20 protein-coding genes are annotated in these 21,477 nt (G+C 55.3%); 9 read left to right on the forward strand and 11 right to left on the reverse strand.

Translation table 11 applies throughout. The features are described from left to right. Positions 1-129 precede the first annotated feature (129 nt). On the reverse strand, positions 130-1,128 hold the full coding sequence (locus LZP96_RS02860; protein WP_258925683.1) for an acyltransferase family protein: 999 nt from the start codon (positions 1,126-1,128) through the stop codon (positions 130-132). A 204-nt stretch (positions 1,129-1,332) separates the two neighbouring features. Continuing rightward, on the reverse strand, positions 1,333-1,896 hold the full coding sequence (locus LZP96_RS02865; protein ID WP_064325473.1) for a TetR/AcrR family transcriptional regulator: 564 nt from the start codon (positions 1,894-1,896) through the stop codon (positions 1,333-1,335). A gap of 81 nt (positions 1,897-1,977) precedes the next feature. Between LZP96_RS02865 and LZP96_RS02870 the strand changes: the two genes are divergently transcribed. Together LZP96_RS02870 and LZP96_RS02875 are read left to right on the forward strand one after the other, a co-directional pair. Then, on the forward strand, positions 1,978-3,192 hold the full coding sequence (locus LZP96_RS02870; RefSeq protein WP_064325472.1) for an MFS transporter: 1,215 nt from the start codon (positions 1,978-1,980) through the stop codon (positions 3,190-3,192). Then, positions 3,182-3,994, forward strand: a complete 813-nt coding sequence (locus tag LZP96_RS02875; protein WP_064325471.1) for a Cof-type HAD-IIB family hydrolase — start codon at positions 3,182-3,184, stop codon at positions 3,992-3,994. The genes LZP96_RS02870 and LZP96_RS02875 overlap by 11 nt, the downstream gene beginning before the upstream one ends. 33 nt (positions 3,995-4,027) lie before the next feature. On the opposite strand, the gene LZP96_RS02880 is transcribed toward LZP96_RS02875, so the two are convergent. Next, a complete protein-coding gene (locus LZP96_RS02880; protein ID WP_064325470.1) occupies positions 4,028-5,257 on the reverse strand; it encodes an MFS transporter in 1,230 nt (409 codons plus the stop codon). A 167-nt stretch (positions 5,258-5,424) separates the two neighbouring features. Between LZP96_RS02880 and LZP96_RS02885 the strand changes: the two genes are divergently transcribed. From LZP96_RS02885 to deoR, 3 genes are all read left to right on the forward strand, one after another. Beyond that, positions 5,425-6,153, forward strand: coding sequence for a phosphatase PAP2 family protein (locus LZP96_RS02885; RefSeq protein ID WP_064325469.1), 729 nt, complete (start codon positions 5,425-5,427; stop codon positions 6,151-6,153). A 7-nt stretch (positions 6,154-6,160) separates the two neighbouring features. Further along, complete coding sequence (ybjG, locus tag LZP96_RS02890) at positions 6,161-6,769, forward strand: undecaprenyl-diphosphate phosphatase (protein ID WP_064325468.1); 609 nt, start codon at positions 6,161-6,163, stop codon at positions 6,767-6,769. A gap of 67 nt (positions 6,770-6,836) precedes the next feature. After that, positions 6,837-7,595 (forward strand): DNA-binding transcriptional repressor DeoR, encoded by a 759-nt coding sequence (gene deoR, locus LZP96_RS02895; RefSeq protein WP_064325467.1) that lies wholly within the window; start codon positions 6,837-6,839, stop codon positions 7,593-7,595. 108 nt (positions 7,596-7,703) lie between these two features. Here deoR and dacC read toward each other — a convergent pair whose 3' ends face one another. Further along, on the reverse strand, positions 7,704-8,909 hold the full coding sequence (gene dacC, locus LZP96_RS02900) for a serine-type D-Ala-D-Ala carboxypeptidase (RefSeq protein ID WP_064325466.1): 1,206 nt from the start codon (positions 8,907-8,909) through the stop codon (positions 7,704-7,706). Between the two features lie 258 nt (positions 8,910-9,167). On the opposite strand from dacC, the gene LZP96_RS02905 reads away from it, so the two are divergent. After that, entirely contained in the window at positions 9,168-9,794 is a 627-nt protein-coding gene (locus LZP96_RS02905; RefSeq protein WP_064325465.1) for a glutathione S-transferase family protein, read from the forward strand. On the opposite strand, the gene LZP96_RS02910 is transcribed toward LZP96_RS02905, so the two are convergent. Together LZP96_RS02910 and bssR are read right to left on the reverse strand one after the other, a co-directional pair. Further along, positions 9,795-10,913 (reverse strand): PQQ-dependent sugar dehydrogenase, encoded by a 1,119-nt coding sequence (locus LZP96_RS02910; RefSeq protein WP_064325464.1) that lies wholly within the window; start codon positions 10,911-10,913, stop codon positions 9,795-9,797. A gap of 106 nt (positions 10,914-11,019) precedes the next feature. Continuing rightward, positions 11,020-11,403, reverse strand: a complete 384-nt coding sequence (gene bssR / locus LZP96_RS02915; protein WP_064325463.1) for a biofilm formation regulator BssR — start codon at positions 11,401-11,403, stop codon at positions 11,020-11,022. Positions 11,404-11,619: 216 nt separating this feature from the next. Between bssR and rimO the strand changes: the two genes are divergently transcribed. After that, positions 11,620-12,945, forward strand: a complete 1,326-nt coding sequence (rimO, locus tag LZP96_RS02920) for a 30S ribosomal protein S12 methylthiotransferase RimO (RefSeq protein ID WP_064325462.1) — start codon at positions 11,620-11,622, stop codon at positions 12,943-12,945. 53 nt (positions 12,946-12,998) lie between these two features. Here rimO and gsiD read toward each other — a convergent pair whose 3' ends face one another. The 5 genes from gsiD to iaaA are packed head-to-tail and all read right to left on the reverse strand — an operon-like array spanning position 12,999 to position 19,260. Further along, positions 12,999-13,910: a glutathione ABC transporter permease GsiD gene (gsiD, locus tag LZP96_RS02925; RefSeq protein WP_258925684.1), complete on the reverse strand. Its 912-nt coding sequence runs from the start codon at positions 13,908-13,910 to the stop codon at positions 12,999-13,001. Next, positions 13,911-14,831: a glutathione ABC transporter permease GsiC gene (gsiC, locus tag LZP96_RS02930; protein WP_064325460.1), complete on the reverse strand. Its 921-nt coding sequence runs from the start codon at positions 14,829-14,831 to the stop codon at positions 13,911-13,913. Positions 14,832-14,876: 45 nt separating this feature from the next. Continuing rightward, on the reverse strand, positions 14,877-16,415 hold the full coding sequence (gene gsiB / locus LZP96_RS02935; RefSeq protein WP_258925685.1) for a glutathione ABC transporter substrate-binding protein GsiB: 1,539 nt from the start codon (positions 16,413-16,415) through the stop codon (positions 14,877-14,879). A 23-nt stretch (positions 16,416-16,438) separates the two neighbouring features. After that, positions 16,439-18,310, reverse strand: a complete 1,872-nt coding sequence (gsiA, locus tag LZP96_RS02940; protein WP_258925686.1) for a glutathione ABC transporter ATP-binding protein GsiA — start codon at positions 18,308-18,310, stop codon at positions 16,439-16,441. 11 nt (positions 18,311-18,321) lie between these two features. Beyond that, positions 18,322-19,260: a beta-aspartyl-peptidase gene (iaaA, locus tag LZP96_RS02945; protein WP_064325457.1), complete on the reverse strand. Its 939-nt coding sequence runs from the start codon at positions 19,258-19,260 to the stop codon at positions 18,322-18,324. Positions 19,261-19,449: 189 nt separating this feature from the next. Between iaaA and moeA the strand changes: the two genes are divergently transcribed. Continuing rightward, positions 19,450-20,682, forward strand: coding sequence for a molybdopterin molybdotransferase MoeA (gene moeA, locus LZP96_RS02950; protein ID WP_064325456.1), 1,233 nt, complete (start codon positions 19,450-19,452; stop codon positions 20,680-20,682). 2 nt (positions 20,683-20,684) lie between these two features. After that, positions 20,685-21,437 (forward strand): molybdopterin-synthase adenylyltransferase MoeB, encoded by a 753-nt coding sequence (gene moeB / locus LZP96_RS02955; RefSeq protein ID WP_064325455.1) that lies wholly within the window; start codon positions 20,685-20,687, stop codon positions 21,435-21,437. The last annotated feature ends 40 nt before the right edge of the window (positions 21,438-21,477 follow it).

The raw sequence follows: 21,477 nt of genomic DNA on the forward strand, positions 1-21,477 counted from the left end.
GTTAACCATAAACTCTGCTTGTTGAAAATCTGGTCACCTGCATGATTATCCCATTACGGATATGCAGTAGGCAGAACAGATTTCATGTGCCACAACCGGAACTTTGTGATTATCAAAATCAGCGGCTGGTTACGCTGTCTTTTTCCTCAGTAGTCGCACTACAGGCAGTAAGAGTTTTTGGGTAAAGTGTGCAACAACATCACGGGACAATAAAAGGGTCAACGACAGTGCCAGCAAGATAAACGTAAGAACCTGAGCAATAATATGGCTACTTACAAAAGTAAGATGGGGCCAAATTAAATATTTGACGACCAATCCATGCCATAAGTAAATATATAAAGACTGCTTACCAAAGCACCGTAACCAGCTAAACCCCGAAGCAACTACACACACGCTCGCAATAGCGAGTGCAGTCAATACAAAGTAAAGTAATCGCGTGCTGATAATGTCTGATAAACTCATTCCCGTTGCGGCAAGGGGAATGCTACCGTAAAGAGCAACGAGGTTTAGACGATCCGCTATGACATAGCAAAAAATCAGAAATGGCATTGCCATTAAAAGACTGGCAGGTGGTGCGGTAAAAGACTGATTACCCTGTGTTTTCTTATAAAGCACACAACCCGCAATATAAAATGGCATAAATACAAAGGTTCTCGACGCATTTAACATGAAACCATTATAGGAGAAAGCAGAAGCGGTAATAGCAATTATCACTGTAAAAAGAACAGGATACTTCAACTTCATAATCGCAGGTGAGATCATGCGCATGAATATCAGGCTGGCTAAAAACCACAATATCCAGTTTGGCGCAATACCCTTAACATAATTCGATACTTCATCATTCTGAATGTAGAACGCTAGCTCATAAATACTATTAAAAACTATAAATGGCACGATTAATTGAACAGTTATCTTACCGGGATTAAAATGTTCTCCACCTTTAGAAAGGTATCCCGATAAAAATAAAAAAGCCGGCATATGAAAAATGTATATGAAAGCATAAAACTTATACAGGTAGGGCTGAGGGCCTGTCAGAGGTTCCACTACATGTCCCAGAACTGCAAGGAGAATAAGCAAACCTTTAATATTATCGATATGGGTGTTACGGTAAACGTGTTGCCCTGGCATCCTTACGCTTCCTGAAAGAATATGTTATATCGTTGACAATGATGAAGCATAGGTCATTTTGTCCAGTCTGCTCCTGATGCTTAAGTGATCCAACTGTACCACAACTCATGCGTATGCAGCCGCTCCTCGTACGACTCCTTTACGACTTCACTCACGATACCTTAAAGCAATTTTCTTTTCAGGTCAGACATAATTCATGAAGCCTCAGCACTCTTCATTGTCTCGTTGAATACCCGCAATTCGCCATACCATTCGCACGATCTCATCGCGCGTCAGCGGCTGCCTGTCGGTGACAAAATGCAGCGTCATGCCTTCGATAAAAGCATCCAGCGCCCGGGTGGTGACGGGGTCGAACCACTGTTCAAGCGTGGTCTGGCTGGTCTTCATCCAGTCCTGCATAACGGTTTTTAAAGCCGTACTGCGATTCATCGAGGCATAAAGCTGATACATCAGCTCCATGTTGCGCGGGGTTGTCACTTCTGAACTGTAAATCAGGGTCGCGATGGCTTCACAGGCCATCTCCGGGTCGGAGACACCCGCGAAGTAATCACGATACTGGCAGGACATTTGCTGCGTGAACCAGACGAACGCCTCCTCCAGCAGGGATTCCATGCCGTCAAAATAATAGGTCATGGAGCCCAGCGGTACCCCGGCGCAGGTGGCGATTTTGCGGTGCGTCACCGCGTTGATACCGTGCTCTGCAATGGTATCCAGCGTCGCCTGAAGTATCCTCTCCCGCCGTTGCGGATCGTTCGGTCGTCTGTTCATAAAATCCTCAGCTCATTTGTGTACAAATGTACACAAACTTGCTAGTGTTGTCGCTATTATTGTTCTTCTGGTGTTTCCCTGATGACGTTGACCGCTTCTCGTAAGGCCCTGCAGCTGCGTATGTGGGCGCTCTTTATGTTCTTCTTTATTCCCGGGCTGTTAATGGCCTCCTGGGCTACGCGTACGCCCGCGATCCGCGATATTTTATCGGTCTCGACCGCCGAGATGGGCATTGTGCTGTTTGGCCTGTCGATAGGATCGATGAGCGGGATTTTGTGCTCTGCCTGGCTGGTAAAGCGCTTTGGCACACGGAAAGTGATCCGCACCACCATGTGCTGTGCGGTGTTTGGCATGCTGATTTTAAGCCTGGCCTTATGGCTGGCTTCGCCAGTGATCTTTGCGCTCGGGCTGACGGTGTTTGGCGGAAGCTTTGGCGCGGCAGAAGTGGCGATCAACGTTGAAGGCGCGGCGGTTGAAAAAGAGATGAACAAAACCGTTCTGCCTATGATGCACGGCTTTTACAGCCTCGGCACCCTGGCGGGCGCAGGCGTAGGGATGGCGCTGACTGCGTTAGGCCTGGCCGCGAATCTGCATATTTTACTGGCGGCGCTGGTCTGTATCATTCCTGTCTTAACCGGCATTCGTGCGATACCGGATGGCACGGGTAAAAACACGGCGGAAGAGCACACCACCGCCGAGAAGGGGCTGCCCTTCTATCGCGATATGCAGCTGATGCTGATTGGCGTGGTCGTGCTGGCGATGGCCTTCGCAGAAGGCTCGGCCAACGACTGGCTGCCGCTGCTCATGGTTGATGGACATGGTTTTAGTCCAACATCCGGCTCGCTTATCTACGCGGGCTTTACGCTGGGTATGACGGTAGGCCGCTTTACCGGCGGCTGGTTTATCGACCGATATAGCCGCGTGGCGGTCGTGCGCGCCAGCGCCCTGCTGGGCGGACTGGGCATCGCGATGATTATCTTCATCGATGTGGACTGGATTGCCGGTGTCTCGGTTATCCTCTGGGGCCTGGGCGCATCCCTTGGTTTCCCGCTGACGATATCGGCCGCAGGCGATACGGGCCCGGATGCCCCAACGCGCGTCAGCGTCGTCGCCACAACGGGCTACCTCGCCTTCCTGGTCGGCCCGCCTCTGCTCGGGTTCCTGGGGGAACATTACGGCTTACGCAGCGCCATGCTGGTGGTATTAGGGCTGATTATTATTGCCGCTCTGGTGGCCAAAGCCGTGGCCAAACCGGAAGGGAAACATTCAACCATGGAGAAGGGATATGAGCGTTAAATTAATCGCCGTTGATATGGATGGCACCTTCCTGAGCGATGAAAAAACCTATCATCGGGAACGCTTTCTGGAACAGTACGCCCGCATGAAAGCCCAGGGGATCCGTTTTGTGGTCGCCAGCGGGAACCAGTATTACCAGCTGATCTCATTTTTCCCGGAGATCGCTCATGAAATCGCGTTCGTGGCGGAAAACGGTGGATGGGTGGTCAACGCCGGGGAAGATGTCTTTAACGGGGAACTGACCCAGGCGCAATTTGATACCGTGGCACGCTTTCTCTGCGCCCTGCCCGGCGTCGAAGTGATTGCCTGCGGTAAAAGCAGCGCCTACACGCTTAAAGCGTATGATGACGCATTAAAAATCATGGCGGCAAAATATTATCACCGTCTGGAAATGGTGGAGAGCTTCGACCACCTCAACGATATTTTCTTTAAATTTGGGCTGAACCTGCCGGATGACGCTATTCCGGAAGTCCAGGCGTTAATCCATGCTGAGCTCGGCGACATCATGGTGCCCGTCACAACGGGTCACGGTAATATTGATTTGATTATACCGGGCGTGCATAAGGCGAACGGCTTGCGCATTTTGCAGCAGCGCTGGGGCATTGAGGACAGTGAAGTCGTTGCCTTTGGCGACAGCGGTAACGATGTGGAGATGCTCCGTCAGGCGGGCTTTAGCTTTGCCATGGCGAATGCGAAACCCCCTATTAAAGCAGCAGCCCGTTTTGAAGCCCCGCACAATAATCAGGGGGGCGTTCTGGACGTGATTGAGAAAGTGCTAAATAAAGAGCCGCCGTTTCGCTGAGCGTATATGGCCCGGTCGCACCGGGCCTGACCGTTACTGAAGCGCACTGCCGACACGTTTGTCACGCAGGAAAATCACCATTAATCCTACCCACAGCACGCCATTGATCAGATTAAACAGGCTGAACAAACCGTTACCGCCGAACGCGTAGGCGTGTTTGCTGATCTCGATCCCAACGGTAAAAATCAGCATTTGCAACATGCCCATGGCAGCCGAAACCGTGCCCTTACTCATTTCACTGGCGAACAACGTCAGGCGCACCAGCCCCGCGTTGGCAATCCCGATACCAAACGCATAGATGCTCAGCCCCGCTGTCATCCACAGATACGCGTGGGAAGAGGCAACCGTAGCCACCGCCGCCACCAGCAGCCCTGCCGCAATCGGCCAGCCGCCCATGATGATCAGCGAGCGCACGCTGCGGCGGGATGTCAACCGGGCAAGGACAAGGTTCCCCACGATCAACGCGCCGAAAATCGGCACCTGCAGCAGGCCGTACTCATAGCTACTGAGCTGCTCGCCGCTGATAATAATTACCGGAGACTGAGCAATCCACGCCAGCAATGGCAAACTGACAAACCCCGTTGCCAGCGCGCCCGCCACAAAACGGCTATTTTTCAGCACTTCTTTGTAGTCGCGACCCAGCTCCTTAAGCGAGAGTTTTTCGCCGAGTCGGGTCGCCGTTTCAGGCATGGCGCGGTGGAGGCCGAAAAATGAGACGGCGGCAAGCACGGCAAACAGCACAAACATGCCTTCCCACGGGGCAACATGCACCCAGGCTGCGCCCACCAGCGGTCCCAGCAGGGGAGCGATAAGCGCCACGTTAGCCATTAACGCGGTGATCTTAATGCACACCGCCTCTTCGAATGACTCCTGAATCGCGGCATACCCTACCGCGCCGATAAAGCACAGGCTCACCCCCTGCAAAAAACGCAGCAAGGTAAATTGTTCGATATTTTGTGCCAGCAGCGTCGCCAGACAGGTCACGATAAACCAGACCACGCCGGTCAGCATCACCGGGCGGCGGCCAATACGATCCGACAGCGGCCCCAGTAGCCACTGTAAAAACATGCCGCCCGCCAGATAGGCGGTCATGGAGGTAGGGACCCACTCAATACCGGCGTTGTACTGCTCTACTACCGCCAGCATACCCGGCTGGATCATATCGTTGCCGATATAGGTAGAGAACTCGTAAAGCACCAGACAGAGAGGGAAAAGTAACGCCTGGCGACCCAGACGGTGACCCGAGGAAGAACGGTTTAACATGCGGTCTCTTTATAGTGTCAAAATCGCGGTGATTTTAATGAAATGCCGCAGCCTGAGATAGTGAATTATCGAGGAGAAACAGAAATAAAGCACATATCGTTGTCGTTTAAGGTTTCCTTAAGTTGACACCCTTATGATACCCGGATGACACGTCACAGAACGTAATTATGACACAGACTGTAACCCCATCAGAATTATCTAAGTCGCAGACAACTAAGACAAAACCGCTTTACCGTTTGCCTGTTCGCTTTTATGGTTATCAACTTTTAACGCTGGCGCTCCTGGCGGTGCTCTTTACCTGGATCTCCCGCGATGAAACCTTCGATCGCTGGATTACGGGTTTCTGGTATGACGCTGCTCTGCACCGCTTCCCCCTGCAACAAAACCCGTTGCTGGATCTGCTGAACCACCGGCTGGCGAAATATCTCGCGATTGCGCTTGCCGTATCGGCACTGATTTACGGGGTCGTTTGTCGTCACGCGCGCTGGGTCACCACCGCATTACTGGTGGGTCTGGGGACGCTGGTCGTGGGCACACTGAAAAGCATTAGCCATCACAGCTGCCCCTGGGATCTGGTGGAATACGGGGGCAAAGCGGTCTCGTGGCCCCTTTTTGGTCACCCCCCCGCAGACAGCGGTCCCGGGCGGTGTTTTCCCGGCGGACACGCCTCCAGCGGCTTTATGTTGATGGGGCTGTTTTTTGGATTCTGGCGCGAGCGGCCTCGTCTGGCCTGGGGTTGCGTGGCGCTCGGCGTCGCGATGGGCCTGATAATGGGATTTGGTCAGGTGATGCGCGGCGCGCATTTTTTCTCACATAACCTGTGGGCAGGTTGGTGGGTGTGGTTTTCTCAGGTAGTGGCCTACGGCCTCATCTCTGCCTGGTTTGCAAAAGAGTAACGAGGATATGTTAGAGAATCTCAATTACGGACTGTTTTATCTGATTAATGCCACCCCTGCTTCGCCAGAGTGGACGATCGACGTTGCCACCTTCATTGCCAGGGATCTGATCAATATCGTGCCAGCGCTGGTGGTGATCCTGTGGCTGTGGGGGCCACGTAAACAGGTGAGCGCCCAGCGCCAACTGGTGATCAAAGTGGCGATGGCGCTGGTTATCAGCATGACGGCCTCGTGGACGCTGGGCCACCTGTTCCCGCACGATCGTCCGTTTGTGGACCACGTCGGCTATAACTTCCTCCATCACTCCGCCGATGATTCCTTCCCGAGCGATCACGGTACGGTGATCTTCACCTTTGCGCTGGCCTTCCTGTTATGGCATCGCCTGTGGTCTGGCGTGGTGTTGATGGCTATCGCGACGTCCATCGCCTGGTCCAGGGTGTATCTGGGCGTTCACTGGCCGCTGGATATGCTGGGCGGCCTGCTGGTGGGGATGATTGGCTGCCTGAGCGCGCAGATTCTCTGGAATCTCTGCGGAACACCGCTTTATCAGGCACTTCAGCGTCTCTATCGCATCTGCTTTGCCTTCCCTATCCGCAAAGGCTGGATACGTGACTAACCCCAGTCCGACAGGTTACACTTGAACGCCCGCCCTGCGGGCGTTCACTTTTTCATCCCGAGGAACTATGGAAACACGACGCGATGACCGCATTGCACAGCTGCTGCAGGCGCTAAAGCGCAGCGATAAGCTGCATCTCAAAGAAGCCGCCGCGTTGCTTGGCGTATCGGAGATGACCATCCGTCGGGATTTAAACAGTGAACCGGGGCCTGTGGTCCTGCTGGGGGGCTATATTGTTCTGGAGCCTCGCAGCGCCAGCCACTATCTGATTAACGATCAGAAAACGCGTCTGGTCGAAGAAAAGCGCAAGGCGGCACGCCTTGCAGCCTCGCTTGTGCAGCCTCATCAGACGTTATTTTTTGACTGTGGAACCACGACGCCGTGGATAATCGAAGCCATTGATAATGCCCTGCCGTTTACCGCCGTTTGTTACTCCCTGAACACCTTCCTTGCCCTTCAGGAAAAGCCCGAGTGCCGGGTGATTCTGTGCGGCGGAGAGTTCCACGCCAGTAATGCGATTTTTAAGCCGTTAGATCTTCAGGATACCTTGACGAATCTTTGCCCCGACATTGCCTTTTACTCTGCGGCTGGCGTCAGCGTACGTCAGGGGGCGACCTGCTTTAATCTTGAAGAGTTAACGGTGAAGCACTGGGCGATGAATGCGGCGCAATACCACGTGCTGGTGGTCGATCACAGTAAGTTTGGCAAGGTGCGTTCGGCCAGAATGGGTGAGCTGGCCCGCTTCGACGCGATTGTTAGCGATTGTCGCCCGGATGAAGAGCTGGTCGCGCATGCGAAGGCGCAGCAGATTAAGCTGATGTATTGAGGAAGCGGGTGACGTTCTTGCAGGCCTGATGCCCTCACCCCGGCCCTCTCCCACGGGGAGAGGGAGAAAACACTAAAAACGGCAACTGAGTTGCCGTTTTGCGTTTATCTACGAGAACCACCCGCCGAACCAGCCGTGGAATTTCATTAAGACGAAGTCCCACATCCGGCTGAAGAATCCGCCCTCTTCCACCGCTTCCATCACGATCAGCGGACGCTGTTCGATAGATTTGCCATTGAGCTGGAAGTCGATCGAGCCAACCACCTGGCCTTTCTTCAGCGGCGCGGTCAGCTGTGGGTCGGTGAGGGTATAGCTTGCTTTAAGGTTTTTGAGTTGACCACGTGGAATGGTCACCGAGCCCGCTTCCCCTGCACCCAGATTCACTTCGCTCTTATCACCAAACCAGACGCGCTGGCTCACAAAGGTGGCGTCCGGCTTAATCGGCGTCACGGTTTCAAAGAAACGGAAGCCCCAGGTGAGTAATTTTTCTGATTCGTTAAACCGAATACGGTCGGTTTTTGTGCCCAGCACAACGGAAATCAGGCGCATATCACCCTGCGTCGCCGAAGCCACCAGGTTGTAGCCCGCGCCTGCCGTCGTGCCGGTTTTCATGCCGTCCACGTTAATGTTGCTGCTCCACAACAGACGGTTGCGGTTTGGCTGGCGTATCTTGTTAAAGGTGAACTCTTTCTCTTTGTGGATGGCGTATTCGTCCGGCACGTCATGGATAAGGGCTTTGCCCAACAGCGCCATATCACGTGCGGTACTGAATTGCCCAGGCGCATCCAGCCCGTGTACGGTCTTGAAGGTGGTCTTGGTTAATCCCAGCCTTTGCGCGTAACCATTCATCAAACCGATAAATGAATCCTGACTGCCTGCCACATAATCGGCCAGGGCAATACACGCATCATTTCCGGACTGAATGATAACACCTTTGTTCAGGTCGGAAACCGAGACCTGATCGCCCGGTTTCAGGAACATGACGGAAGAGCCACGCAGCGCGGGATTACCCGTCGCCCAGGCGTCTTTACCGATGGTGACCATATCATCGAGCTTAATTTTCCCGGCTTTTAATGCCTGACCAACCACGTAGCTGGTCATAATTTTGGTCAGACTGGCGGGGTCAAGCTGTTCGTCGGCATTGCCTTCCGCCAGCACTTTGCCGCTGGCGTAATCCATCAAAATCCAGGCGCGCGCATCAACCGGCGGCGCTTCTGGCGCGGCCTGCTCGGCCGCGTAGAGCGTTGGGGCAAAAAGGAAAAGCAGCGCAGAGCCTGCCGCCAGGCTGCGCAGAGAGGAAGTTTTTTGCGTCATAAATGCCACCCGAGTGTCCATTCAAATAATTACGTCACATCACCGTGTCGCAACAAGCGATGAGTAATAGCGCACTAGAACTATTAAAGAAACCTATACCAGGTAAAGTTTTTAAAGTTTACGCAATAACATTCATATACGCTTTGATTCAGCGGTTTTTTTTATCATCTGTTGCGTATTTGTTAGCTTTATCTCACGATGTCAAAAACGCCTTGTTTCATTTACCAGACAGATAAACTGAACGATTCAGGAGTCATTATGATTACGCTGTGGGGCAGGAATAATTCAACCAATGTTAAAAAGGTGCTCTGGACGCTGGAAGAGCTTGAGCTTCCGTACAACCAAATCATGGCCGGGCTCGAATTTGGGGTCAATAAAGACGCAGAGTATCTGGCGATGAACCCGAATGGTCTGGTCCCCCTGCTGCGTGATGACGAGACCGATCTCACGCTGTGGGAATCGAATACCATCGTGCGTTATCTGGCCGCGCAGTATGGTCAAAGCCGCCTGTGGATTGATAGCCCGGCCGAGCGGGCCAGCGGTGAAAAATGGATGGATTGGGCCAACCAGACGCTCTCTCCCTCCCATCGCGTGATCCTGATGGGGCTGGCGAGAACGCCGGAAGCCGAGCGCAATTACCCCGCTATTCATGCCGCGCAGGATGCCTGTGAATCGCTCTTCGAATTAATGGACAGCACGCTCGCCAGCCAGCCGTGGTTCTCCGGCAAAGAGTTTGGCGTGGGTGATATTGCCGTCGCCCCCTTTGTCTGGAACCTGACCAATCTTGGCATCACGTGGGCACCGCGCCCGCATCTGGAACGCTGGCTGAAGCAACTTAGCGAGCGTCCCGCTTATCGCAGCACGGTGATGATCCCGGTTAGCTAATCACGATCCGGACGGACTGACTTTCCACAGTTGTCCGTCCGATTCATCGGTTAACACATACAGATAGCCATCCGGCCCCACGCGGACGTCACGGATACGCTGGTCTTTGTCTTCCAGAATGCGCCCCTCTTCGGTCACTTTATTGCCGTTCACGTTAAGCACAATCACGCTTTTCTCTTTCAGTGCGCCTATAAACAGTTTGTTTTTCCATTGCGGGAAAACGTCGCTGTTGTAGAACGCCATCCCGCTCACGGCGGGTGAGACTTTCCAGACAAAGAGCGGCGGTTCGGTGCCTTCGTGATGTTCCCCCTTCGCTTCAGGGATCTTCAGCCCGCTGTAGTTAATGCCGTGGGTAGCCAGCGGCCAGCCATAGTTTTTGCCTTTTTCCGGGATGTTGATTTCATCGCCCCCGCGCGGGCCATGTTCGTTCAGCCAGAGCGTGTCGCTCCACGGGTTCATTGCCATACCTTGCGGATTGCGTATGCCGTAGGACCAGATTTCCGGGCGGGCGCCGGCTTTATCAACGAAGGGATTATCGGCGGGGATTTTGCCCTGGTCGGTCAGTCGTACCACCTTGCCCTGCAATTTATCAAGGTCCTGCGCCGTCGGGCGCTGATTGTTCTCCCCAAGACTAATGAACAGATGCCCTTTGCCATCGAACACCAGCCGTCCGCCAAAGTGATTGCCGGTCGAAAGTTTGGGCATCTGGCGGAACACCACCTGGAAGGATTCAATGCGCGACAGATCCTCGCTCAGACGACCATACCCCACCGCCGTACCGGCTTTTCCGTCAGTTCCCACTTCGGCATAACTCAGCCAGAGACGTCGTGAGTGCTCAAAGTCCGGCGCCAGGACCACATCAAACAGTCCTCCCTGCCCGCTATCCCACACTTTTGGAATACCCACTATCGGATCGGATAATCCTTTTCCTGCCTGCCAGTGCCTGAGCTGGCCTCCTTTTAATGTCACAAGCAGCCCCTGATTTTCCGGTAAAAAAGCCAGCGACCAGGGATGATCCAGTTTGGTCTGCAAAACTTCGACCTTCACCGGCGCAGGTGCCGCCACAAGCGAACCCGAGAGAAACAGCAGAGACAGGGGGATAAGCGAAGATCGACGCATAACGCACTCCTTTTTCGACGTATGGCTTAAAGACTAGCCAGATCGAATCAAAGCGCGGCAACTTTTACAAAAGCTTAAGCAGACGGGGGAGCTGCCTCCCCCGTGTTTACGCCTGACCGAGCGCGTGGTGTTCTTTCAAAGACATAATACAAAGCGTTAATGTTGTCAGACAGTTTTCAAGTTTCCGGGCATCAACTGCAACAAAGGTCGGGCAATCATGGTGTCCCGTCATCATACAGACAGCCACCTGTGACAGTGCCAGAGCCGCCTGCCGTAAGATCTGCCGTTCGTCGACATCATAATGTTGCCGCAGGACCGGCGCTCTGTCGCGCATTTCATTACACAGACCCAGGCAGTTTTGACCCAGATGCTCGCTTTCGCTGACTGACATATACCCTTTTGCTGTTCTCAACTGAAGATAGGCAGCAATATCGATTCGGGCGTTGATCAACTTATTCAGAAGATCGCGTTTCAGTCTGTCAACGGACATACTTTTACCTCCCTCTGTCAATGATTGTGCCCCTTCAGAATATGTTCATTTTTTGTTCGATTTACTGCCCGGGATCAATAAAAGATAACTGTTTAACATTTTTTACAATGTAACAACTTCACCAGAACTGACCTTCCGCGTTTTGAGTCTATAAATCCGCCACGGAACGCTGTAAAATCGCGCCTGATAATTCGATAAATGATGATTTTTTAACCTATGAGCAATGTTACGCACCAGCCTAAAATCGGCTTCGTCTCCCTGGGCTGTCCTAAAAACCTGGTGGATTCTGAACGCATCCTGACCGAACTTCGCACCGAAGGCTATGACGTGGTGCCAAGCTACGACAACGCTGACATGGTGATTGTAAACACCTGTGGCTTTATCGACAGCGCCGTTCAGGAGTCCCTGGAAGCCATCGGCGAAGCGCTGACCGAAAACGGCAAAGTGATTGTGACCGGTTGCCTGGGAGCAAAAGTCGATCAAATCCGTGAAGTGCACCCTAAAGTGCTCGAAATCACCGGGCCGCACAGCTATGAGCAGGTACTGGAGCACGTTCACCACTACGTGCCAAAACCAAAACACAACCCGTTCCTGAGCCTGGTGCCTGAACAGGGCGTGAAGCTGACGCCGCGCCATTATGCGTATTTGAAAATTTCTGAAGGTTGCAACCATCGCTGCACCTTCTGCATTATCCCGTCTATGCGTGGCGATCTGGTCAGCCGCCCGATTGGTGAAGTGCTGGCAGAAGCCAAACGTCTGGCGGACGCAGGCGTAAAAGAGCTGCTGGTTATCTCCCAGGATACGTCGGCGTACGGTGTGGACGTGAAGCACCGCGCTGGCTTCCACAACGGTGAGCCGGTGAAAACCAGCATGGTCGGCCTGTGTGAGCAGCTTGCGAAACTGGGTATCTGGACGCGTCTGCACTACGTATACCCGTATCCGCACGTTGACGACGTCATCCCATTGATGGCGGAAGGCAAGATCCTGCCCTACCTGGATATCCCGCTGCAGCACGCCAGCCCGCGCATTCTGAAGTTGATGAAGCGTCCAGGCTCCGTCGACCGTCAGCTGGCACGCATTAAGCAGTGGCGTGAAATCTGCCCGGACCTGACCCTGCGTTCAACCTTTATCGTGGGCTTCCCGGGTGAAACCGAAGAAGATTTCCAGATGCTGCTCGACTTCCTGAAAGAAGCCCGCCTGGATCGCGTCGGCTGCTTCAAATACAGCCCGGTCGATGGCGCCACGGCGAACGAACTGGCCGATCAGGTGCCGGAGGAGGTCAAAGAAGAGCGCTGGAACCGCTTCATGCAGCTGCAACAGCAGATCTCTGCTGAACGTCTGCAGGAGAAAGTGGGCCGCGAAATTCTGGTCATTATCGATGAAGTGGACGAAGAAGGCGCGATTGGCCGCAGCATGGCGGATGCGCCGGAAATCGATGGCGCAGTGTATCTGAACGGCGAAACCAGCGTTAAGCCGGGTGATATCCTTCGCGTGAAAGTCGAAAACGCCGACGAATATGATTTGTGGGGAAGCCGGGTGTAAATACGTTTTGCCCTCCCTTTTACCCTCTCCCGCCGGGAGAGGGTTTGACCTGATTATCCCTTAATTCTTGGATCCAGCGCGTCGCGCAACCCATCTCCTAACAGGTTAAACGCCAGTACGGTCAGAAAAATGGCCAGGCTCGGAAATATCGCCACGTGCGGTGCAATGACCATATCAGCCCTTGCCTCGTTAAGCATCGCCCCCCACTCCGGCGTCGGCGGCTGCGCGCCCAATCCCAGAAACGACAGGCTGGCCGCGGAGATAATCGACACCCCAATGCGCATGGTAAAGTACACCACAATCGACGAGACCGTCCCCGGCAGGATGTGGCTAAAGAGCAGGGTCGCATCACTGGCGCCAATGCTGCGCGCCGATTCAATAAAGGTTTGTTGTTTTAACACCAGCGTATTCCCGCGGACCAGACGGGCAAAGGCCGGTATAGAAAAGACCGCCACGGCGATAATCACGTTCGCCATGCCGCTGCCCATTATCGCCACGACGGCAATCGCCAGAAGAATACCGGGGAAGGCAAACAGCACATCGCAAATACGCATGATAATGCGATCCCACCACCCTTCGTAAAACCCGGCAATCAGCCCCAACACGGTGCCAATGATTGCCCCAATCAGAACGGCGAATACGCCCGCCGTCAGCGATATTTGCGCGCCTAAAAGCACGCGGCTAAAAATGTCACGCCCCAGAGAGTCCACGCCGAACCAGTGCAGCATGGAGGGGCCATCGTTCAGCCGGTCATAATCGAAATAATTCTCGGCATCGAAGGGGGTAATCCACGGCGCAAGAACCGCCACAATGATCAAGAGCAAGACAAAAAGCCCCGCCGTCATCGCGATTGGCTGGCGGCGAAATCGCCGCCAGAACTCCATCCACGGCGTGCGGATATGGTCCGGTTTTAGCCCCGGCATTGCGTTTAATATGGCCTGACGGCGCCAGTTAAACAGTCGCATTTACTTGTACCTGATTGCCGGGTTAATGGCGGCGTAAAGCACATCCACCACCAGGTTGATAAGAATAAATTCCAGTGAAAACAGCAATACTTCCGCCTGAATCACCGGATAGTCGCGCATGTCGACAGAGTCGACCAGCAGGCGACCTAACCCCGGCCAGTTAAAGACTTTCTCGACGACAATCGACCCGCCGAGCAAGAAGCCAAATTGCAGCCCCATCATGGTGACGACGGGGATCATGGCGTTTCGCAGGCCATGCTTGAGGATGACCCATTTTTCGCTGACCCCTTTCGCCCGCGCCGTTCGCATATAGTCTTCGCTCAATACGTCGACGAATGACGCGCGCGTAAAGCGCGCCATCACCGCCGCCACAGCGGCACCCAGGGTTATCGACGGCAGCACATAGTGCTTCCAGGTGTCTGCCCCAACCGTGGGCAACCAGCCCAGCTCAACGGAGAAAATCTGCATCAGCAGCATCCCCAGCGCAAAGGCGGGGAACGAAATCCCGGTAACGGCCAGCGCCATACCCAGCCGGTCCGGCCAGCGGTTACGCCAGACGGCCGCGATAATTCCTGCCCCCAGCCCAAACAGCATTGCCCAGGTCATGCTGGCGATGGTCAGCCAGAAGGTGGGCATGAAGCGGCTGGCAATCTCTTCCGAAACCGGGCGACGTGAGACCATAGAGGTCCCAAAATCGCCCTGCAGGACATCGGTCATATAGTGCCAGAACTGCACATATAACGGCCGATCGAGACCTAACTGCTTACGCACCATGTCGATCACGGTGGCGTCAGCCTCCGGGCCGGCAATGAGTCGCGCCGGATCGCCCGGGAGCATATGGACAAATAAAAACACCAGCACTGCCACAATGAACAGCGTCGGGATCAACCCCAGAAGGCGTTTAATCACATAATTCAGCATGCCTTTCCCTCTCATCCCGCAGAATCACACCTGCGGGAATGAGTCTTATTTTAAATCTGCATCATCAAAGCTGAAGCCCGTATCCGGCATGATATAGAACCCGGTCAGCGCTTTGTTATGCGCTGAGACCAGTTTTTCTACCACCAGCGGTACCCACGGCGACTCTTTCCAGAGCGTATCCTGCGCCTCTTTATACAGCCGCGCTTTCTCATCGGGTTTGGTCGTTTTCAGGGCATCGGTCAGATCCTTATCCACCTGAGGATTGCTGTAAAACGCCGTGTTAAACTGCGTCGGCGGCCAGTTCTGAGAGGCAAACAGCGGCGACAGCGCCCAGTCCGCTTCACCCGTTGACGCCGTCCAGCCGGTATAGAACATCCGTACACCGCTCTCTTTCTGCCCTTTGCCTTCCACCTCTGCCGCACGCTGCCCGGCATCCATCGCCGTCAACTGAACCTTGATGCCCACCTGTGCCAGCTGCTGCTGGGTAAATTGCAACACCTTCTGCGCCGTACTGTGATTATGCGATGACCAGAGCGTGGTGCTGAATCCGTTCGGGAAGCCCGCTTCTTTTAACAGCTCACGCGCGCGGGCGGGATCGTACGGCCACGGCTGATACGTCTGAGCATACTGAATGGACGGCGGGACCACACCGGTTGCCGGCGTGGCATAGCCCGCAAAGGCCACTTTCACCAGTGCCTGACGATTGATGGCATAGTTAATGGCTTCGCGGACCTTCGGATTATCGAACGGCTTTTGCGTCACATTCATACTGATGTAGCGCTGCATGATGGAAGGGCTCGCCACCAGTTCAAGCTTGCTGTTTTTTTGCAGAATCGCCGCCTGCTCGTACGGGATCGGGAAAGCAAACTGCGCTTCGCCGGTTTGTAACATCGCCGCACGGGTATTGTTATCCACGACCGGACGCCAGGTGATGGTATCCAGCTTCGGCAACCCTTTTTGCCAGTAGCCCGCAAACTTCTTCACCTTCACAAAATCGGTCTGGTTCCAGGTGTCCAGCGCGTACGGCCCCGTGCCCACCGGATGGAAGCCGATCTCTTTACCGTACTTTTTCAGCGCCGCCGGAGAGATCATCGCCGTCGCCGGGTGCGCGAGAATATTAATAAACGCCGAGAACGGCTCTTTCAGGGTGATTTTCACCGTCGTCGGATCGACAGCCTCGGTGCTGGCAATGTTTTTATACAGGTTGTAGCGCTTCAGGCTATTGGCCGGATTGCTGGCGCGATCGAGGTTAACCTTCACCGCCCCGGCATTGAAATCGGTGCCGTCCTGGAACTTCACGCCACTGCGCAGTTTCAGGGTATAGACCAGTCCGTCATCCGACACGGTGTAACTTTCTGCCAGCACATTCTGCAGTTTCATGTCTTTATCAAGGCCAAACAGCCCCTGATAGAACGACTTCGCCACCGCCTGCGACAGGGTATCATTCGCATCATACGGGTCGAGCGTGGTGAAATTGGACGCAACCGCCACCACCACATCTTTGGCAGCAAACGCGGGCGTGGCCGCCAGGGCAGCGGTGACGCTCGCGGCGAGAAGCCATCGACGAGCAACAAATTGAGTCATTGTGTTCTCCTGCCTGTTAATTGTTATAACCGCGAAAAGGCATTAGCCTGCGGCGGTGGGGCGACGAAATGACCCGGGCCAACCTCGCGCAAAACCACGCGCTCCATTGACTCACCCCGTTTACGGATATTGCTTGGCATCTCGTCCTGCAACAGCACGCGCTGTCCATGTCGATGTGCCGGATCGGCGACCGGGACGGCGGCCATCAGTTTGCGGGTGTAAGGATGCTGGGGATTTTCAAACACCGCCCGCCGCGGGCCGATCTCCACAATCTGCCCCATATACATCACCGCCACGCGATGGCTAATACGTTCAACGACCGCCATATCGTGTGAGATAAACAAAAAGGCGATGCCCATTTCCCGCTGTAAATCGAGCAGCAAATTGATGATTTGCGCCCGTATCGAGACATCCAGCGCGGAGACCGACTCATCGGCGATAACCACCTTCGGGTTCAGCGCCAGCGCCCGGGCGATGCAGATGCGTTGCCGCTGGCCGCCGGAAAATTCGTGTGGATAACGCCACGCGTGTTCAGGCTTGAGTCCGACTCGCTCCAGCAGCCAGGCGACACGGCGCTGCGCGTCGTCCCCGTTCAGCAGACCATGGACCCGCAGCGGCTCCATAATCGAATACCCCACGGTTTGTCGCGGGTCGAGCGAGGCGTAAGGGTCCTGAAAAATAATCTGTATATCCCGGCGCAGCGGTTGCAGCTGGCCGGGCGCCAGCGTATCGATACGCTCTCCGTTAAAGATGATGCTCCCTTCCTGTGACTCCACTAACCGCAGCAACGCACGCCCGGTGGTGGATTTACCGCAGCCCGACTCGCCCACCAGCGCGAGCGTCTCGCCGGGCCACAAATCGAAGCTCACGTTTTCAACCGCATGCACTTCGCGCTTTACGCGGTTAAGGATGCCGCCCCGCAAAGCAAAGCGGGTGACCAGATCGCGCACCTGCAAAATAGGCTCGCCGGGGATCACGGTATCTTGTTCCGTTTCCGCCTCCTGCTGACCGGGATCGTTCAGTGAAATCAGCGGAAAACGGCGCGGCAGATCGCTGCCACTCATCGACCCCAGACGCGGCACGGCCGCCAGCAGCGCTTTGGTATAAGGATGAGCAGGAGCATGAAAAATCTGCTCCACGGTGCCGGTCTCCACGGCCTCGCCCTGATACATCACCAGCACGCGATCGGCAATATCGGCAACGACGCCCATATCGTGGGTGATAAAAATCACCCCCATCTCCATCTCCTGCTGCAGGACCTTAATCAGCTGCAGGATCTGCGCCTGAATAGTGACGTCCAGGGCGGTGGTCGGTTCATCCGCAATGAGCACCGCCGGACGACAGGAGAGCGCCATGGCAATCATTACGCGCTGACGCATGCCGCCTGACAGCTGGTGCGGAAAGCGGGACAAAATGGCCTGGGCCTCAGGAATGCGCACCCGTTCAAGCATGCGCCGGGCCTCTTCCAGCGCATCTTCATGGTTTAACTTCTGGTGCAGACGAATCGACTCGGCGATCTGCTCGCCCACCGGAAAGACCGGATTCAGCGAGGTCATCGGCTCCTGAAAAATCATCGCAATGTCTGCGCCACGCACCTTTTGCATTTGCGACTGGCTGAGCGTGGTCAGATCGATCGCAGCCTGGTTGTGCCGCCACAGCAACATGCTGTCGCACGCGACCGTTCCACCCGCCTGCTCCAGAAGACGCATCAGCGATAACGCGGTGACCGATTTGCCGGACCCCGATTCGCCGACAATCGCCAGCGTTTCGCCACGTTGTAGCGAAAATGACAGATTTTTGACTGCCGGGACCTGTTGCCGCTCTTCCTGAAACGCAATATTCAGGTTTTGAACCGCCAGGACTTCCCGGCTATCCAGTTCGTTATGTTGCGGCACCCGCACTCCCCTTATTCACGATAAATTCCGGTGGTTGGCGCGTCGCCCGCATAGCCCCAGGCGCGGTACATGCCTTCACTGTTAAAGGGCAAAGCAACATTCCCCTCGCGATCCACGGCAATCAAACCGCCGCTTCCCCCCAGCGCGGGCAATTTTTCCATCACCACGCGCTCGCAGGCTTCCGCGAGGCTTAAATTGCCATAATCCATCAGGGCGGCAATGTCATACGCCGCCAGCGTACGGATAAACACTTCCCCCGTTCCGGTGCAGGAGACCGCCGCGCTGGCGTTATTGGCATAGCAGCCCGCGCCGGGTAACGGGCTGTCACCCACGCGACCCGGCAGCTTATTGGTCATGCCCCCGGTCGAGGTGGCGGCCGCCAGGTTACCCTCTTTGTCGAGCGCCACGGCGCCAACGGTGCCCATTTTAGCGCGCTCGTCCAGCGGCGCTGCGTGATCTAACTGCGTTACCCCTCCCGCTCTGGCATCCAGCAACTGCTGGAGACGCTCAGGCGTAGAAAAGGTATCGGGCGAAACAGGTTCAACACCCTGTGCGAAGGCAAACTGCTCGGCCCCCTTACCCACCAGCAACACGTGCGGGCTTTGTTCCATTACCAGACGTGCCGCCAGTATCGGATTACGCAGACGGCTCACGCCCGCTACGGCTCCCGCCTTCAGGGTATTCCCGTCCATCACGCAGGCATCCAGCTCGTGCGTTTCGTCGCGGGTAAACACCGCGCCAATACCTGCGTTAAACAGCGGACACTCTTCCAGAAGACGCACCGCCTCGGTCACGACGTCCAGCGCACTCTCCCCGCTCTCCAGCATCTGCTGGCCCTTTTCCACGATGGAAGACAACGCGTCGATATAACGTTTTTCCTGCTCCGGGTTTAATAACGCACGGGTGATTGCCCCTGCCCCGCCATGTATTGCGATAACTGCCTTGCCCATTTCCATCACCCATCAGCGTAAGCGCGCTGCTTTTTCTATAAATATCATTATCGTCGACGGAACTTCAGATGATTTTTGACTATAGAAAGACGCAACGGTGATGTAAAGGGTAAGCCCATCGGGTCATACAGTTAGCGGCACTTTTCTGCCATAATGGGCGCTTTCGTTGTTATCGCGCAGGAGTAACCCATGGATTTTACCGCCGGACTGATGCCGCTTGAGACGGCACTCACGCAGATGCTCGACCGCATTTCCCCGCTCACCGATCGCGAAACGTTACCGCTGTTGCGCTGTTTTGGTCGCGTGATTGCCACCGACATCATCTCTCCGCTAAATGTTCCTGGGTTTGATAATTCGGCGATGGACGGTTACGCCGTGCGTCTTGCGGATATCCATGCGGGTCAGCCGCTGCCGGTCGCGGGCAAAGCCTTCGCGGGCCAGCCTTATCAGGGCGAGTGGCCGCAGGGAACCTGCATTCGCATTATGACCGGCGCGCCGGTTCCCGCAGGCTGCGAGGCGGTGGAGATGCAGGAAGAGACCGAACAAACGGATGCGGGCGTGCGTTTTACCGCCAGCGTTAAAGCGAACCAGAACATTCGTCGCGCCGGAGAAGATATTGCGCGGGGCGCAACCGTGTTCGCTGCCGGTAAGCAACTGACCGTGGCTGAGCTGCCGGTCCTGGCCTCGCTCGGCATCGCCAGCGTAGATGTGGTGCGTAAAGTCCGCGTGGCGGTCTTCTCGACCGGTGACGAACTTCAGTTGCCGGGCCAGCCGCTTGGGGAAGGTCAAATTTATGACACCAACCGTCTGGCCGTGCATCTGATGCTGGAACAGCTGGGCTGCGAGGTGATCAACCTCGGTATCATTCCTGACGACCCGGAAAAACTGCGCGCCGCGTTTATTGAAGCAGACCAGTCTGCGGATGTGGTTATTAGCTCCGGCGGCGTCTCCGTGGGCGAAGCGGATTACACCAAAACCATGCTGGAAGAGCTGGGCGAAATCGGCTTCTGGAAGCTGGCGATTAAACCCGGTAAACCCTTCGCCTTTGGCAAGCTTCAGCACAGCTGGTTCTGCGGCCTGCCGGGTAACCCGGTTTCCGCCGCCCTGACCTTCTATCAGCTGGTGATTCCGCTGCTGGCAAAACTTTCTGGCAATACGGCGAACGTTATGCCGGTTCGCCAGCGCGTACGTGCCGCTACGCGCCTGAAGAAATCCCCTGGACGCCTCGATTTCCAGCGCGGCATCCTCACCCGTAATGCGCAAGGCGCACTTGAAGTGAGCACCACCGGCCATCAGGGCTCGCATATTTTCAGCTCGTTTAGCCAGGGTAACTGCTTCATTGTGCTCGAACGTGAACGCGGGAACGTTGAAGCAGGTGAATGGGTTGAGGTCGAAGCGTTCAACCACCTGTTCGGAGGCTGATGATGACGGTTGAACTGAGCGATCAGGAGATGATGCGCTACAATCGCCAGATTGTGCTGCGCGGCTTTGATTTCGACGGTCAGGAAGCGCTGAAGGCTGCCAGAGTACTGGTTGTGGGCCTGGGCGGGTTAGGCTGTGCGGCAGCGCAATATCTGGCGGCCGCTGGTGTCGGTCATATGACGTTACTCGATTTTGATACCGTTTCGGTGTCGAATTTACAGCGTCAGACGCTGCACAGCGAGGCGACACTCGGTCAGCCTAAGGTGGAATCCGCGCACGCGGCGCTGTCGCGTATCAATCCCAACGTTCAGTTTACCCTGGTCAACGCCCTGCTGGATGACGCTGCGCTCTCCGCGCTGATCGCACAGCACGATCTGGTGCTGGACTGCACCGATAACGTGGCGATTCGCAATCAACTCAATGCAGGCTGCTTTATTCATAAAACGCCGCTGGTGTCCGGTGCTGCCATTCGTATGGAAGGCCAAATCAGCGTCTTTACCTGGGCCGAAGGCGAACCCTGCTATCGCTGCCTGAGCCGTCTGTTTGGTGAGAACGCGCTCACCTGCGTGGAAGCTGGCGTAATGGCCCCGCTCGTTGGCGTCATCGGTTCGTTGCAGGCGATGGAGGCGATTAAAGTGCTAACGCACTACGGCACGCCCGCTGCGGGAAAAATCGTTATGTATGACGCGATGACCTGCCAGTTCCGGGAGATGAAGCTGATGCGTCACCCCGGGTGCGAGGTGTGCGGAGGGTAAATCCCTCTTCCCGTGGTGTGGGCATTCGTCTTTTCCCCCT

The sequence above is a fragment of the Huaxiibacter chinensis genome (assembly GCF_022171985.1).
GTDB lineage: Bacteria > Pseudomonadota > Gammaproteobacteria > Enterobacterales > Enterobacteriaceae > Enterobacter > Enterobacter chinensis_A.

What these genes read in the sequence shown, in the direction of transcription:
- LZP96_RS02860 (WP_258925683.1), bottom strand. Translation starts at nt 1,128, where the DNA reads ATGCCAGGGCAACACGTTTACCGTAACACCCATATCGATAATATTAAA.
- LZP96_RS02865 (WP_064325473.1), bottom strand. Translation starts at nt 1,896, where the DNA reads ATGAACAGACGACCGAACGATCCGCAACGGCGGGAGAGGATACTTCAG.
- LZP96_RS02870 (WP_064325472.1), top strand. Translation starts at nt 1,978, where the DNA reads ATGACGTTGACCGCTTCTCGTAAGGCCCTGCAGCTGCGTATGTGGGCG.
- LZP96_RS02875 (WP_064325471.1), top strand. Translation starts at nt 3,182, where the DNA reads ATGAGCGTTAAATTAATCGCCGTTGATATGGATGGCACCTTCCTGAGC.
- LZP96_RS02880 (WP_064325470.1), bottom strand. Translation starts at nt 5,257, where the DNA reads ATGTTAAACCGTTCTTCCTCGGGTCACCGTCTGGGTCGCCAGGCGTTA.
- LZP96_RS02885 (WP_064325469.1), top strand. Translation starts at nt 5,425, where the DNA reads ATGACACAGACTGTAACCCCATCAGAATTATCTAAGTCGCAGACAACT.
- ybjG (WP_064325468.1), top strand. Translation starts at nt 6,161, where the DNA reads ATGTTAGAGAATCTCAATTACGGACTGTTTTATCTGATTAATGCCACC.
- deoR (WP_064325467.1), top strand. Translation starts at nt 6,837, where the DNA reads ATGGAAACACGACGCGATGACCGCATTGCACAGCTGCTGCAGGCGCTA.
- dacC (WP_064325466.1), bottom strand. Translation starts at nt 8,909, where the DNA reads ATGACGCAAAAAACTTCCTCTCTGCGCAGCCTGGCGGCAGGCTCTGCG.
- LZP96_RS02905 (WP_064325465.1), top strand. Translation starts at nt 9,168, where the DNA reads ATGATTACGCTGTGGGGCAGGAATAATTCAACCAATGTTAAAAAGGTG.
- LZP96_RS02910 (WP_064325464.1), bottom strand. Translation starts at nt 10,913, where the DNA reads ATGCGTCGATCTTCGCTTATCCCCCTGTCTCTGCTGTTTCTCTCGGGT.
- bssR (WP_064325463.1), bottom strand. Translation starts at nt 11,403, where the DNA reads ATGTCCGTTGACAGACTGAAACGCGATCTTCTGAATAAGTTGATCAAC.
- rimO (WP_064325462.1), top strand. Translation starts at nt 11,620, where the DNA reads ATGAGCAATGTTACGCACCAGCCTAAAATCGGCTTCGTCTCCCTGGGC.
- gsiD (WP_258925684.1), bottom strand. Translation starts at nt 13,910, where the DNA reads ATGCGACTGTTTAACTGGCGCCGTCAGGCCATATTAAACGCAATGCCG.
- gsiC (WP_064325460.1), bottom strand. Translation starts at nt 14,831, where the DNA reads ATGCTGAATTATGTGATTAAACGCCTTCTGGGGTTGATCCCGACGCTG.
- gsiB (WP_258925685.1), bottom strand. Translation starts at nt 16,415, where the DNA reads ATGACTCAATTTGTTGCTCGTCGATGGCTTCTCGCCGCGAGCGTCACC.
- iaaA (WP_064325457.1), bottom strand. Translation starts at nt 19,260, where the DNA reads ATGGGCAAGGCAGTTATCGCAATACATGGCGGGGCAGGGGCAATCACC.
- moeA (WP_064325456.1), top strand. Translation starts at nt 19,450, where the DNA reads ATGGATTTTACCGCCGGACTGATGCCGCTTGAGACGGCACTCACGCAG.
- moeB (WP_064325455.1), top strand. Translation starts at nt 20,685, where the DNA reads ATGACGGTTGAACTGAGCGATCAGGAGATGATGCGCTACAATCGCCAG.